The sequence below is a fragment of the Isoptericola sp. b408 genome, assembly GCF_030588085.1.
Taxonomy (GTDB): Bacteria; Actinomycetota; Actinomycetes; order Actinomycetales; family Cellulomonadaceae; genus Isoptericola; species Isoptericola sediminis.
On sequence record NZ_JAUQYQ010000003.1, the window covers coordinates 542,866 to 556,728 of the forward strand.

Here is a 13,863-nt window from a genome sequence, read left to right on the forward strand (position 1 = left end):
CGGGTCCGCTGCCGGGCCAGCATCGGGTGGACCTGAGGCCGCCGTTCCGCCGACAGGGCGAGCGTTCGCCGGATGCAGGACGATGCGAGCAGGCGGCCCGCGTTCGTCGAGAGGACACCACGATGCGCATGACCACGAGCGTCCCGGAGGGCATCGCGACGCCGGACGAGCTGCACACCCGCATCGGCACGCTCCGGCTCCACGACGGGGTGCCGGACGAGGAGACGACGAGGCTGGTCTACGACAACCTCGACTTCCAGCGTGCGGTGCAGGCGTACCTGTCGAGCATCCAGATCGCCTCGATGCGTGCGATGCGCGCGGGGATCCTCGCCCAGGGTCCGGCGAACACCACGATCGTGGCGTTCGAGTCGATGATGGACTCCCGCGCGCTGTTCCTCACGCCGAACACGACCAGCGTCTACATGATGTCGTGGCTGGACCTGAGCGACGGGCCGCTCGTCGTGGAGACCCCACCGGACGTCCTGGGGGTCATCGACGACAGCTGGTTCCACTACGTGGCCGACTTCGGCAACGCCGGTCCCGACCGGGGCCGGGGCGGTCGGTTCCTCGTCCTGCCCCCCGGCCACGACGGTGAGGTGCCCGACGGGTACCACGTGGTCCGCACGCAGACCTTCGGCAACTGGGTGGTCTGGCGGGGCTTCCCGGTGGACGGCGACCCGGCGCCCGCGGTGCGGACGACCCGCGAGCGGTTCAGCATCCACCCCCTCGGCAGCGACCCCGTCGAGATGACGATGGTCGACGTGTCGGGGACCGAGCTGAACACCGTCCACCGGATGGACGCGGCACTGTTCGACGAGGTCGCCGCGACGGTGCGCACCGAACCGCCGGACGGCCAGGATCCGGAGATCCTCGGGCTGCTGGCCTCGATCGGCATCCGCCACGGTGCGCCGTTCGCGCCCGACGCGCGGATGCGGCGGATCCTGGCCGACGCGGCCGACGTCGGCGCGGCCACGGTCCGGGCGCTCGCGGCCCGGCCGCGCGACGAGGAGTACTACCTCTACCCGGGGGAGCGCGTCTGGCAGAACCCCTTCGTCGGGGGGAGCTACGAGTTCCTGCGCGACGGCGCTCGGCTGCTCGACGCCCGTGCCTACATGCACTTCTACGCCACGGGCATCACGCCGGCGATGAGCATGGCGATGGTCGGCAAGGGCTCGCAGTACGCCGTGGCGTACCTCGGCGCCGACGGAGCACCGTTGGACGGGTCGGAGACCTACGTCGTCCACCTGCCCCCCGACGTGCCGGCCCAGGACTTCTGGTCGTTCGTCGTCTACGACAACCAGACCCGGTCCATGCTGCAGACGGACCAGCGGCTGCCCGGCATCAGCAGCGCCCGGGGGGCCGAGCAGAACGCCGACGGGTCGTTCGACGTGTACTTCGGGCCCGAGCGGCCGTCGAACGGCGCGACGAACTGGGTCCAGACCGTCCCCGGGCGGGGCTGGAACATGCTGTTCCGCCTCTACGGTCCCCTCGAGACCTGGTTCGACCGGACCTGGCGGCCGGGCGACCCGACCCGGATCGACCAGGGCGGGGGGCCCGCGGCCTAGGCGGCTCCGCCCTCCCGCGGGACCGGGCGGGCGTCGACCGTGCCGCCCGGCGCCGTGCGACTATGGTGTCGTCCATGGCGGAGCAGCAGGTCGGCATCGAGGTCCTCCTGGTCGAGGACGACCCCGGTGACGTGCTCATGACCCGCGAGGCCTTCGCCGAGCACAAGGTCGCCAACACGCTGTGGGTCGTCTCGGACGGGGTCAGCGCGATGGAGTTCCTCCGCAAGGAGGGCCAGCACGCCGCCGCCCCCACCCCGGACCTGGTGCTGCTGGACCTCAACCTGCCCCGGATGGACGGCCGCGAGGTCCTGGCGTCGGTCAAGCAGGACGCCGCGCTGCGGCACATCCCGGTGGTGGTGCTGACGACCTCCGAGGCGGAGGAGGACGTGCTGCGTTCCTACAGCCTGCACGCCAACGCCTACGTCACCAAGCCCGTCGACTTCGAACGGTTCATCGACGTCGTGCGGCAGATCGACGACTTCTTCGTCTCGGTGGTGCGCCTGCCGCAGCGGTGAGCGCTCCCGGCGGCCGGGATGATCTCGGGCGCGGCGTGGGTTGTGGGTCGGCAGAGGTGCGACCGCACCCCGGAGCCGGTTCGTGAGGAGGAACGGTGCAGGACCCGCAGGGCATCTACGAGGTGGATCACGACGCGGTGGCGCGGACCCTGGGCACGGCCGACGAGGGCGGACCCGCCGCGGCGCCCGTCCTGGTGCACGCGGTGCGCGGTTTCGTGGACGCCGGTGCCACCGGGGAGCTCGCGGCGGAGCACCTCCTGGGGAGCTTCACGCCGACCCGCCTGGTGACCTTCGACGTCGACCAGCTCGTCGACTACCGGTCCCGCCGCCCGCCGATGACGTTCGACGCGGACCGCTGGGCCGGGTACGACGCACCCGTCCTGGCGCTCGACCACCTGGCCGACGACGAGGGCACCGGCTTCCTGCTGCTGCACGGGACCGAGCCGGACCTGCAGTGGGAGCGGGCCGCGGCCGCGGTGCGGCGGATCGTCGACGAGCTGGGTGTGTCGCTGACCGTCGGGCTGCACGGCATCCCGATGGCCGTCCCGCACACCCGGCCGCTGACCCTGACGGTGCACGGGACCCGGGAGGGGCTGGTCGACGAGCAGACGACCTACTTCGGCCGCGTGCAGGTCCCGGGCTCCTGGGAGGCGCTCCTGGAGTACCGCCTCGGCGAGACCGAGCACGACGCGATGGGGTTCGCGGTGCACGTCCCGCACTACCTGGGGCAGTCGCGGTACGTCCCCGCGGCGGTCCTGGCGCTGCAGCAGCTCGAGAAGGCCACCGGGCTCGCGCTGCACACCGGGGCCCTCGACGAGGCGGCGGGCCAGGCGCGGGTCGAGGTCGCCGAGCTCGTCGCGGAGAACGAGGAGGTGGCGTCCGTCGTGCACCAGCTCGAGGAGCAGTACGACGCCTTCGCACGGTCGGTGGGCCGGCAGAACCTGCTCGCCGAGGACTCGTCCCTGCCGACGGCGGAGGAGCTGGGCGCCGAGTTCGAGCGCTTCCTGGCCGAGCGCGGCGACGACTGAAGGTTCCCGCGGCCGCCCGCCCGCCGGGTCGGACGTGTCGGCTGCGTGACACCTGCCGGTCATCGCCGCCCATTCCGTGCAAACCGGTGTGTTCCATGCCACACTTGCCGCGTTGCATCGGCGGAGCAGCGCACGAGCCGGCGTCGACCGCCCGCTGCGACGGCGGGTGCCCGTCCGGGGCTCCCGTGCATCGGACGGAAGATCGAAGGATCAGCATGGCGCAGGGTTCCGTGAAGTGGTTCAACGCTGAGAAGGGCTACGGGTTCATCGCCCAGGACGACGGCGGTGCCGACGTCTTCGTGCACTACTCGGCGATCCAGACGCAGGGGTACCGCACGCTCGACGAGGCGCAGCGGGTCGAGTTCGAGATCACGCAGGGGCCCAAGGGGCCCCAGGCGGAGCAGGTCGTCCCGATCTGAGGCGTACCCGACCGGCGCAGGCCGTCTCCCCGCCGGGGAGACGGCCTGCGCCGTTCCCGGGCGCGTCGTCACGGCAACGGTGCGACCGAGCCGGTGAACCGGGCCAGCTCCTCGCCGGCGAGCACGTGCGCCGGAACGGCCAGCGACCGCAGCGCGCGGCCCAGGGCCGGCGCGCGGACGTCGAGCGAGGGCGGCCCGTCCGGGTCCGTCTCACCGTCGGGCGTCGGCGCCACCGCGACGATCGTCACGTTGCCGTACCGACGTCCCTTGAGGATCGCGGGCTCGGCCACCAGCGCGAGGCGGCCGCCGTCGATCGCGCCCGGTCCGAGGGCCTCGGCGAAGGCCGCGACCTCGCGCCGTGCCGTGGTCAGCGGCGGGCGGTCGGCGCAGTTCGCCAGCACCACCCCGCCCGGGCGCACCGCGCGGACGCACGCGCGGGCGAACGCCGTGCCGACGAGGTGGTCGGGGGTCGTGTCCCCGGCGAACACGTCCCGGACGACGACGTCGGCCAGCCCGGGGGACAGGCCCGCCAGCGCGTGCCCGGCGTCGTCCGCGCGGAGCCGCAGCGCGGGGGAGCGGGGCAGCTCGAACCAGTGGCGGACGAGTCGCAGCAGCTCGGCGTCGACGTCCACGCCGATCTGACGCGAACCGGGCCGGGTGTGATCGACGTAGCGGGGGAGGGCGCAACCGGCGGCGCCGAGGTGGACGGCACGCAGCGGGCCGTCCGGGAGCGCGTCGACGACCGCGGCCATCTGCTGCAGGTACTCGAAGGCGAGGAACCCCGCGTCGCCGAGGTCGAGGCAGGAGCTCGGTACGTCGTTGACGTAGAGGGTCAGGCGCTCGGGGTCCTCCGGGTCGGTCTCGACGCGTGCCGTCCCGGTGTCGATCGGCACCTCCCCGGCGGGCAGTGTCGGTGCCTCGCGGGAGGATCGGGGGCGACGGGCGCGCCGGGAGCGTGGAGCCATGGCCGACATTCTCCCCGAGCGGTCCGCGATCTTGACAGGAGTCGAACAGGTGTTCGACGATGAGGTGGCGGGACGAACCCGCTCTGGGGTCTGGAGGTGTGTGATGTCCGCACAAGACGACGTCCCGATGCCGGAGCGCGTCCAGCAGCTGCTCGCCCGCGCCGACGCCGAGCTCGCCGAGGCCGTCGACGCGCGGGACAGCGGCGACCGGTTCGTGCACGCGCACCTGGCGGCGCTCCGTGCGGCCGCCGCCGTGGTCGCCCGGCACGACGACGTGCCGCGCCGTGGCCGCGCGCGGCCGGTGTGGGAGCTGCTGAGCCGTGTCGAGCCCGAGCTGGCGGCCTGGAGCGTCTACTTCGCCTCGGGCGCGCGGCTGCGGGCGGTCGTGGACTCCGGCCACGGCGACCAGGTGCCCGCTCGCCGTGCCGACGAGCTGCTCGCGTGCGCCGAGGACTTCCGTGACGAGGTCGGCCTGCGGCTCGACCCGCGTGCCGGGTTCGCGCTGACGCGTCTGCGGGACCGCTCGACGGCGGCGTCGTGAGTCGCGGGCCGCGTTCGGCGGACGTGCGCCGGGACTGGGGGAGCGACGAGGACGGCGCCACGATCCTGCACGTCGACATGGACGCCTTCTTCGCCTCCGTCGAGCTGGCCCGCCGGCCGGAGCTGCGGGGGCGCCCGGTCATCGTCGGAGGACGGGACCGCGGCGTGGTGCTGGCCGCCACCTACGAGGCCCGGGCGTACGGCGTCCGGTCCGCGATGGCGATGTCCCAGGCGCTGCGACGGTGCCCCCAGGCGGTCGTGGTGCGCCCGGACCACCAGGCCTACCGCGACGTGTCGCGGTCGGTCATGGAGATGCTCGGGGACATCACCGCCGTGGTCGAGCAGGTGTCGGTCGACGAGGCCTACCTCGACGTCGCGGGGGCGCGTCGTCGCCTCGGTCTGCCGACCGAGATCGGTGCCGCCCTGCGTGAACGGGTGCGGTCCGAGCACGGCGTGACCTGCTCGGTCGGGATCGGTCGCAACAAGCTCGTCGCCAAGCTGGCCTCGACGCACGCGAAGCCGGACGGCCTGCTGCTCGTCCCGCGCGACGCGACCGAGCCGTTCCTGCGAGCCCTGCCCGTCGGGGCCCTGACCGGCGTCGGGGACAAGACCGAGGCGGTGCTGGCCCGGTGGGGCATCACCACCGTCGCCCAGCTCGCCGACTCCGAGGTGGACGTGCTGCGTACCGCGGTCGGCCCCGTCGCGGGACAGCACCTGCACGACCTCGCCTGGGGTCGGGACTCCCGTCCGGTGGTCGCCGGTCGGCCGGAGCGCAGCATCGGCGCCGAGTCGACGTTCGAGCGGGACCTGCGGGACACGGACGACCTGGTGGCCCGGCTCCGCGAGCTCGCGGACCGCGTCGCCGCAAGGCTGCGCCGGCACGACGTCCTGGCGCGGACCGTCACCCTGAAGCTCCGCACCAGCGACTTCCGCACGGTGAACCGGTCGCGGACCCTCGAGGCGCCGACGGACGTGGCCCAGGAGCTCTTCTCGGTCGCGCGGGAGCTGCTGGTCGGGGTGGACCGGGGAGGGCTCGCGGTACGGCTCGTGGGCGTCCGCGCGGAGAACCTGCGCCCGCGGTCCGGGCTGTCGAGCCAGCCCACCCTGTTCGACGCCGAGGACGACCGGGGCGAGGCCCGTCGGGAGGCCGAGATCGCCGTCGACGCGGTGCGGGCGCGGTTCGGGCGGTCCGCGGTGGCGCTGGGGGCGAGCTTCGCCCCGCCGTCGACTACCATGGACCCCTGAGCGGGCATATCCTAGAAGAACGTCAGTGGACCACAGCGAGATCGGGGGGCCCGATGCCTCTGTCGGAGTACGAGCAGCGCGTGCTGGAGCAGATGGAGCGCGCGCTGGAGAGCGACGACCCCCGGTTGGCGACCACGCTCCAGCACTCACGCCGCCGTTCTCCGCTGCGCTTCGTGCTCGCCGGGGCGGGCGTGGTGCTCGGTCTGCTGCTCCTGGTGATCGGTGCCGCGTCGCAGATGGCGTGGCTCGGCGTCGTCGGGTTCGCGCTGATGTTCGCCGGCGTGGCGTTCGTCTTCGCGGCGCCGCGCAAGAAGGGGCCGCAGGGCGTCGTCAAGGGTGACGGCACCGTGTCGCCGTCGGCGGCCTCCTCGGGGAGGACCACCCGGACGGCCAAGAAGCCCAAGAGCTCGGGGTTCCTCAACCGGCTCGAGGAGCGCTGGAACCGACGTCGCGACGAAGGCCGTTGAGCACCTGACCCGTCGGGCGCCCGCGCACGACGCCCGGCTCGCACCGCGGCGATCGCCGAACGTCCGCGTGGATGCGTGACCTGCTGGACCTGGTCGGACACCCGCTGAGCACCCGGCCGGACGTCGTCACCGACCGGACGTCGCGGTCCGTCGCGCCCGACGACCCTGCGCCAGTCCGCCGGCCACCGTCTCGGCCAGCTCGGCCAGGTCGTCGTCCTGCGCCTCCTCGACGGGGGCGGCGTACCGGCTCCGTTCGACGGCGTCGGCGATCCGCTGCAGGCCGTCGCGCACCTCGGGGGAGGGCCGTTGCCCGTGCGCCCGGGTCACCGCGGTGACGATGGCCTCCGGCGCCTGACGCGGCGTCGTCGGCGGTGGCAGGGTCACCCCGTTCTTGGCCAGCGCGGCGAGCACCTGCTCCCAGGCGCGCTCGGCGTCCACGGGGCGGTCCTCGCGCCGGCGACGCAGCAGGAAGCCGCCGGCGACGCCCGCCGCCACGACGACGATTCCGCCGACGACCCAGACCCAGGGCTCGGGGCCCTCGGGACCCCCACCACCACCGGCGGGCACCGCGACCGGTGGCTGCGAGACGACCTCGTCCTGGCCCAGACGTTCCTGCGGCGGCACCTGCTCGGGCACCTCGGGAGCCTGGTCCTGCTGACCGGCGGCGGGCCCGTCCCGCGGCGTCGTGTGGGCGGGCGGTGCGCCGGTCTGGACCGCCGGGGTCGGTTCGAACCGCACCCATCCGACCCCGTCGAAGTACAGCTCCGGCCAGGCGTGCGAGTCCTGGCCGGTCACCTGCCAGGTCGCCTGCTCCCCGGAGTCGGACTCGGACACCACCTCGCCGGGCAGGAACCCGACCGCGAGCCGTGCGGGGATGTCGAGCGTGCGGGCCATCATCGTCATCGTGGTGGCGAACTGCACGCAGTAGCCCGTCCGGTGCTGGAGGAAGTCCCAGACCGGGTCGCCCGTGCCGCCGCGCGGCAGCTCGGTGGAGTACGTGAAGGACGACGGGTCGCGCAGCCAGCGTTGCAGCGCGACGGCCTGGTCGTACGCCGTCGGTCCGTCGCCGGCGACCTCCTCGGCGAGCGCGGCCACGTCGGCGGCGCGGTCGGTCTCGGGGACCTGCAGGTACGCGTCCACCGCCGTGCCCGGACCGGCCGCGCGGAGCCGTTCCGGGTCGAGGTCGCGCGGTCGGACCGCGACGTCGAAGGTCTCGCCCTCGTCCGTCCGGTCGCCGACCACCTCGTCCCGGACCGCGTCGTAGCCCCAGGTGCCGCCGACGGTCACGCGCCGCGGCTCGCCCGGCACGGGGAGCTGGTCGTCGCGCAGCGACCCGACCGTGACCGCCACGGCCCGGGCGTCGGCCAGGGCGTCACGGTCGACGTCCTCGGGCCAGAGCAGGTCGTCGGGCCCGAACGGCTCGCCGGAGCGCTCGTCCCCGCGCTGCCACCGTCGGCCGTCGAACGCGGACGTGGTGTAGGTGCGCCAGGGACCGACCCCCTCGGTGGGGCCGGTGTAGGTCAGCACGACCTCGCTCGACCGTTCGGTCAGGCTGCCGAGCACGTCTAGGTCCTCGGCGAGCTGGATGGCGTCGCCCGAGGTGGTGAACGTCTGGTACCAGGCCCCCGCGTAACCGGGCAGCGACTCCGAGGCGGTGGCGACGAGCCCCGCGCCGGCGGCGACCACGACCGCCACGGCCGTGGTGACCACGGCCCGCAGACCCTCGGCGCGGCGTACCGAGCGCGGTGGCTGCTCACGCTGACGGGTCCGGGGGCCGCCCCGGGGCGAGACCGTCAGCAGCAGCAGCAGCGCGGCGACCACGACGACGAAGACCAGGCGCGGCACCGAGCCGACGAGGACCAGCGGCGGGGCCCAGAGGGCGAGCAGCGGCAGCCCGACGCCGGCGTGCCAGTGCAGGCCGCCCGCCAGGGCGTCGGCCAGCAGCAGCACGGCCAATGTGCCGCCCACCGTGAGCAGCGCCATCGGCAGCGTGCCCGGTACCGGGGCGACCTCGGACCGGATGATCTCGCCCGCCTCGCCCAGCCGTGCCACCACCCGGCTGACGTGCTCGGGGCCGACGATCAGGTCCGCCGCGGACGTCGGGGCGCCGTAGCGGGACAGGACGAACCACGCGGCGACCAGCGCGCCGGCGAGGGTGGGCAGGGCCGAGCCGCTCCCGGCGTCCCCCGCGACACCGCGGCGCCGCGCGCGGGCCTCCAGCAGGCCACGCGTGGTGGTCGTCGTGACCGTCACGAGCACGATGCCCAGCACCCCGGTACGCACCCACGGACCGGGCAGGACGAGCTGGGTCAGCGCCGTCATCGACGCCGCGACGGCCAGCGCGACCAGTGCGCCCGTGGCGACGAGCCGCGCGACCGGACCGGCGTACGGGGGGATCATGCGACGCGCTCCGTCAGTGCGGACCACACGCGTTCCGGCGGCGTGCCGGGGGCGCAGGTCGTCACGCGCCACCCCGCGGAGCGCAGGTCGTCGGCCGTGGGCTCCACGTCGTGGCGCATGCCCTCCGCCCGGGGGACGACCAGCAGCGCCCAGGCGACGCCGTCCGCCCCCAGCGAGGCGACCGCGTGGCGGGTCGGACCCGTGGTGGGCCCGAGGACGGCGACCGTGATCTCGGACTGCCGGCGGTCGGCCCGCAGCGCCTGGACGGTCTGCTCCAGGGCACGGGTGGCGGCCGCCCCGCGCAGGCCGCTCAGGTCCACGGTCGAGTCCAGCATCACGGCGCGACCGGTCCGGGCCCCGCTGAGGTGCGTCGCCGGCTGGTGGGTACCGCCGGTGGCGGACAACCGGGTGGGATGACCCGCCTCGAGGAAGGACGTGGCGATCGACGCGGCCAGCTCGACGGCCCACTCGCCGTCCTCGACGGTGGCGTGGGTCGGTGCGCGTCCGCCCGGCCGCTCGTCCGAGGCGGGCGCGAGCAGGCCGCTGTCGAGCAGCACCGTGACCGGACGCAGGCCCGCGCTCTCGTCGGCCCTCACCATGAGCCGGCCCTGGCGTGCCGATCCCGCCCAGTGGACCCGGCGCGGGTCGTCCCCCGGCACGTACTCGCGGATGACGGAGTCGTCGGAGGAGGCCAGCCGGGCGCCGGACGCGGCCCGGTCGACGTCACCGAGCGCCGCGCTGTGCGCGGGCACGTGCGTCGTGCGCGGCCAGACCGACACCGGCGTGCTCGCCCCGAGCGGCTGCGTGGTGCGGGCCAGGCCGAAGACGTCGCTCCGCGTGGTCAGGACGGGTCCGAGCGACCAGCGCCCCCGGCGCACCGGGGCGATCGTGTACTGCACCGCGACGCGGTCGGGGTGGGCGCGCACCCGGGCGCGGATGCCGTGCGGTCCGGCGAGCTCGTGCGCCGCCTGCTCGGACAGGCGCAGCCGGGCGAGCCGTTCGAACGCGGCTCCGGTCCGCGCCCGGGCGCGGACGACGAGCTGGGTGGTCGCGTGCTGCCCGGCCACCACGGGGTGGGGGTCGAGCCGGCGTTCCACGTCCAGCGCGCCGCGACCCGCGTCGAGCCGCTGCACGCCGAGCGAGACCCATGCGGCGAGCACCACCAGCAGGGCCGCGGCCCCGAGGCCCACGAGGTCGGGCAGGTCCAGCACGACGCCGACGACCACCAGGACGCCCCCGGCGCTGATCAGCGCCGCGCCGCGTGCCGTCGGCCGGACGCGGACCAGGCGGCGCAGCGCGCTCGTGACCTGCTCGACGTTCATCGTCAGCGGGGCTGGCGTGGCACGGCGGCGCCGCCGGGGGCGGCGTGCGCCCGGGCGGGCACCGGGGTCTGCCGGAGGACCTCCTCGATGATGCCCGGACCGTCCAGCCCGGTCAGCCGGGACTCGGTGGACAGCACCAGGCGGTGCGCCAGGACCGGGACCGCCAGCGCCTGGACGTCGTCCGGCAGGACGTGCATCCGCCCGGCCATCGCGGCGTGGGCCTTGGCGACCTTGAGCAGCTGCAGCGAGGCGCGGGGCGAGGCGCCGAGACGCAGCCCGGCGTGATCACGGGTCCGCCCCACCAGGTCCAGGATGTACTGCTTGACCGCGGGTGCCGCGTGCACCGCGCGGACCCATCCCGCGTAGCGCAGCATCGTGTCGGCGTGCGTGACCGGCTGGAGGTGGGCCAGCGGGTCTCCCGACGACTGGGCGTCGAGCATGGCCATCTCGGCCTCGTTGTCGGGGTACCCGACCGCGAGCCGGGCCATGAAGCGGTCCCGCTGCGCCTCGGGGAGCGGGTAGGTGCCCTCCATCTCGACCGGGTTCTGCGTCGCGACCACGAGGAAGGGCTTCGGCAGGACGTAGGTGGACCCGTCGACGGTGACCTGTCCCTCCTCCATGCACTCCAGCAGCGCGGACTGCGTCTTCGGCGAGGCCCGGTTGATCTCGTCGCCGATCACGACGTTGTTGAACACGGGACCGGGCCGGAACTCGAACTCACCGGTGGCCGAGCGGTAGACGTTCACGCCGGTGAGGTCGCTCGGCAACAGGTCGGGGGTGAACTGCACACGGCCGACACGGGAGTCGATCGTGCGCGCCAGTGCCTTGGCCAGGGTGGTCTTGCCCACACCCGGCACGTCCTCCACCAGCAGGTGCCCGCCGGCGAGGAGCACGGCGACGGTCAGCCGGGCCAGGTCGGGCCGCCCGGTCACGACGCCCTCCACCTGTTCGCGCACGTGGCTCGTGGTCGTCACGAGCTCGCGCAGGCCGGCCCGCAGGGCCTCCTGCCCGTCCTCGTTGGGCGGCGGCAGGGTGCCGGTGACGTGGTCGGTCTGCACGGTGCGGCCTCCGGTCGCGGGACGGTACGTCTTGCAGCCTAGCCCGTCCCGGGCGTGTCTCGTGAGTCGGGTCACCCGCTGAGGGGCTCTCGGGGAGTGGTTCCGCGGGGTGCGGTGGTGCCTGGCCCTCCACTTCACCCCCACCTCTCTGACCTGCGCAGACATGGGGAGGAAGTGCGCAGGTGGAGGGGAGGCGGCCGAATAGCCGCGCCCGGTGGAGGAAAGTGGAGTAGCGTGGAGGAAGCGGGAGCCCGAGGGGAGGTGCGGACCGTGGCAGGAACGCTGGGAGACCAGTTCCCGGGGACCGGGCTGCTGCTCGGCACGTACACCCCGAGGCTCGACGAGAAGGGGCGGCTCATCCTGCCGGCGAAGTTCCGTTCCCGACTCGCCGCCGGGCTCGTCATGACGCGGGGGCAGGAGCGTTGCGTGTTCCTGCTGCCGATGGACGAGTTCTCCCGCATGTACGAGCAGGTCCGGCAGGCGCCGGTCACCAGCCGCCAGGCACGCGACTACCTGCGCGTGTTCCTGTCGGGGGCGAGCGACGAGGTGCCGGACAAGCAGGGCCGCGTGGTGATCCCCGCGAACCTGCGAGAGTACGCGGGCCTCGGCCGGGACGTCGCCGTGATCGGCGCCGGCACCCGGGTCGAGGTCTGGGACGCCGGAGCGTGGGAGAGCTACCTGTCCGCGCAGGAGGCCGACTACTCCGACGTGGCCGAACAGATCTTCCCCGACCTGCAGTTCTAACCGACCGACGACGACATCAGCACAGCCGCGGCCCCGCACGGCGAGGCCTCTCCCCGCGAGGGTCTGGCGCACTTCCCCGGCGCCAGAACGACGCGGAGGGAGACCTGGTCGGGCGGGGCCGTCACCGACAGGAAGGAGAGGGCCCGTGAGCGACGACGCGACGCGACCGACGAGCGACCGGCACCTGCCCGTGCTCCTGCAGCGGTGCGTGGACCTCCTCGCGCCGGCCCTGGCCGAGCCCGGCAGCGTGCTGGTGGACTGCACCCTCGGCATGGGCGGGCACACCGAGGCCGTCCTCGAACAGGTCCCGACGACACGGGTGCTCGGCATCGACCGCGACCCGCAGGCGCTCGAGCTGGCGAGCCGACGGCTGGCCCGGTTCGGGGAGCGCTTCACCCCGGTCCACGCCGTGTACGACGAGATCGAGGACGTCGTCGACGAGCACGCGGGCGGCGCGGTCCAGGGAGTGCTCATGGACCTGGGGGTGTCCTCGCTGCAGCTCGACGAGCCGGAGCGCGGGTTCTCCTACGCACAGGACGCACCGCTGGACATGCGGATGGACCCGTCGCGGGGCATGACGGCCGCCGACGTGCTGAACACCTACGACGAGGCGGACCTCGTCCGCGTCCTGCGCCGCTACGGCGAGGAGAAGTTCGCCCCGCGGATCGCCCGTGCGGTGGTCCGGCGGCGCGACCGCGAGCCGTGGGCCCGCACCGCCGAGCTCGCGGACGCGGTGCGCGCGGCGATCCCCGCCGCCGCGCGTCGGACCGGCGGCAACCCGTCCAAGCGGACCTTCCAGGCGTTGCGCATCGAGGTCAACGGCGAGCTCGAGGTGCTCGAACGTGCCGTCCCGGCGGCGATCGAGGTCCTCGCCGTCGACGGTCGGATCGTCGTGGAGTCCTACCACTCGCTGGAGGACCGCATCGTCAAGCGGGCGATCGCCCGCGGCACGACGTCCAGCGCCCCGCCGGACCTGCCGGTGGAGCCCGAGACCCACCGGCCGTACCTCGAGGCCCTCACCCGGGGCGCCGAGGAGGCGGACGAGGTCGAGCGGGCACGCAACCCCCGCTCGGCGTCGGTGCGGCTGCGCGCCGCCCGCCGCCTGCGTCCCACGCCCGCCCACATGCTCGGCCAGACCCGGAAGGAGTCACGATGAGCGCTCTGCGAGCCACCACCGTCCACCCGGTCCCGCGTGGCGAACCCACCCCTCGCCGCGCGCCGCTGCGTGCCGTCGAGGGCGGTGCGGGCCGCCGCCTGGACGCCGTCCGCGCGCCCCTGCAGGCGACCTCGGGGCTGCCCTTCATGGTCCTGTGCGCCCTGGTGCTGGTCGCCGCGCTCCTGTCGGCGCTGCTGCTCAACACGACCATGGCGCGCGGTTCCTACGAGATGTCCCAGCTGCAGCGCGAGGCCGGTCTCGTGGCGCAGGACGTCCAGGAGGTGCGTGCCGAGCTGCGGGCTGCCGAGGCGTCCCTGCCCGAGCAGGCCGACCGCCTCGGCATGGTCCCCGCCGAGGAGATCACCATGCTCTCCGCCGCCGACCGTTCCGTCGTCCCGGAGCCGACGGAGCAGCCGTGACCCCGACACGCCCGGTGCGC

At 74.3% G+C, this 13,863-nt stretch carries 14 protein-coding genes; 10 read left to right on the forward strand and 4 right to left on the reverse strand.

What is annotated here, in order from left to right:
• The first annotated feature begins 128 nt into the window (after positions 1 to 128).
• From Q6347_RS11165 to Q6347_RS11180, 4 genes are all read left to right on the forward strand, one after another.
• Positions 129 to 1,565 (forward strand): DUF1254 domain-containing protein, encoded by a 1,437-nt coding sequence (locus tag Q6347_RS11165; RefSeq protein ID WP_304607381.1) that lies wholly within the window; start codon positions 129 to 131, stop codon positions 1,563 to 1,565.
• Positions 1,566 to 1,639: 74 nt separating this feature from the next.
• On the forward strand, positions 1,640 to 2,080 hold the full coding sequence (locus Q6347_RS11170; RefSeq protein WP_304603717.1) for a response regulator: 441 nt from the start codon (positions 1,640 to 1,642) through the stop codon (positions 2,078 to 2,080).
• Positions 2,081 to 2,175: 95 nt separating this feature from the next.
• Entirely contained in the window at positions 2,176 to 3,108 is a 933-nt protein-coding gene (locus Q6347_RS11175; protein ID WP_304603718.1) for a PAC2 family protein, read from the forward strand.
• A 215-nt stretch (positions 3,109 to 3,323) separates the two neighbouring features.
• The gene (locus tag Q6347_RS11180; RefSeq protein WP_171247753.1) at positions 3,324 to 3,527 is read left to right on the forward strand and encodes a cold-shock protein; all 204 of its coding nucleotides are present in this window, start codon (positions 3,324 to 3,326) and stop codon (positions 3,525 to 3,527) included.
• A gap of 68 nt (positions 3,528 to 3,595) precedes the next feature.
• Here the strand turns inward: Q6347_RS11180 and Q6347_RS11185 are convergent, their stop codons facing one another.
• Positions 3,596 to 4,492, reverse strand: coding sequence for a spermidine synthase (locus tag Q6347_RS11185; protein ID WP_304603719.1), 897 nt, complete (start codon positions 4,490 to 4,492; stop codon positions 3,596 to 3,598).
• 103 nt (positions 4,493 to 4,595) lie between these two features.
• Here Q6347_RS11185 and Q6347_RS11190 point away from each other — a divergent pair, with 103 nt between their 5' ends.
• Genes Q6347_RS11190 through Q6347_RS11200 form a run of 3 tightly spaced genes read left to right on the forward strand, consistent with a single transcriptional unit; the run spans position 4,596 to position 6,744 of the window.
• Positions 4,596 to 5,033, forward strand: a complete 438-nt coding sequence (locus tag Q6347_RS11190; RefSeq protein WP_171247751.1) for an SAV_6107 family HEPN domain-containing protein — start codon at positions 4,596 to 4,598, stop codon at positions 5,031 to 5,033.
• On the forward strand, positions 5,030 to 6,277 hold the full coding sequence (locus Q6347_RS11195) for a DNA polymerase IV (protein WP_304607382.1): 1,248 nt from the start codon (positions 5,030 to 5,032) through the stop codon (positions 6,275 to 6,277). Before Q6347_RS11190 ends, Q6347_RS11195 begins: the two co-directional genes overlap by 4 nt.
• Before the next feature lie 53 nt (positions 6,278 to 6,330).
• Positions 6,331 to 6,744, forward strand: a complete 414-nt coding sequence (locus Q6347_RS11200; RefSeq protein ID WP_304603720.1) for a DUF3040 domain-containing protein — start codon at positions 6,331 to 6,333, stop codon at positions 6,742 to 6,744.
• 126 nt (positions 6,745 to 6,870) lie between these two features.
• Here Q6347_RS11200 and Q6347_RS11205 read toward each other — a convergent pair whose 3' ends face one another.
• From Q6347_RS11205 to Q6347_RS11215, 3 genes are read right to left on the reverse strand one after another with little or no spacing between them, the layout of a single operon-like run.
• Positions 6,871 to 9,144, reverse strand: coding sequence for a transglutaminase domain-containing protein (locus Q6347_RS11205; RefSeq protein WP_304607383.1), 2,274 nt, complete (start codon positions 9,142 to 9,144; stop codon positions 6,871 to 6,873).
• On the reverse strand, positions 9,141 to 10,466 hold the full coding sequence (locus tag Q6347_RS11210) for a DUF58 domain-containing protein (RefSeq protein WP_171247747.1): 1,326 nt from the start codon (positions 10,464 to 10,466) through the stop codon (positions 9,141 to 9,143). The genes Q6347_RS11205 and Q6347_RS11210 overlap by 4 nt, the downstream gene beginning before the upstream one ends.
• A gap of 2 nt (positions 10,467 to 10,468) precedes the next feature.
• Positions 10,469 to 11,524, reverse strand: a complete 1,056-nt coding sequence (locus tag Q6347_RS11215) for an AAA family ATPase (protein WP_369810838.1) — start codon at positions 11,522 to 11,524, stop codon at positions 10,469 to 10,471.
• A 270-nt stretch (positions 11,525 to 11,794) separates the two neighbouring features.
• Between Q6347_RS11215 and mraZ the strand changes: the two genes are divergently transcribed.
• From mraZ to Q6347_RS11230, 3 genes are all read left to right on the forward strand, one after another.
• Positions 11,795 to 12,268, forward strand: a complete 474-nt coding sequence (mraZ, locus tag Q6347_RS11220; protein WP_304603722.1) for a division/cell wall cluster transcriptional repressor MraZ — start codon at positions 11,795 to 11,797, stop codon at positions 12,266 to 12,268.
• Positions 12,269 to 12,413: 145 nt separating this feature from the next.
• Complete coding sequence (gene rsmH, locus Q6347_RS11225; protein ID WP_304603723.1) at positions 12,414 to 13,424, forward strand: 16S rRNA (cytosine(1402)-N(4))-methyltransferase RsmH; 1,011 nt, start codon at positions 12,414 to 12,416, stop codon at positions 13,422 to 13,424.
• Positions 13,421 to 13,843 (forward strand): hypothetical protein, encoded by a 423-nt coding sequence (locus Q6347_RS11230; protein ID WP_216077671.1) that lies wholly within the window; start codon positions 13,421 to 13,423, stop codon positions 13,841 to 13,843. The genes rsmH and Q6347_RS11230 overlap by 4 nt, the downstream gene beginning before the upstream one ends.
• Positions 13,844 to 13,863: the final 20 nt, after the last annotated feature.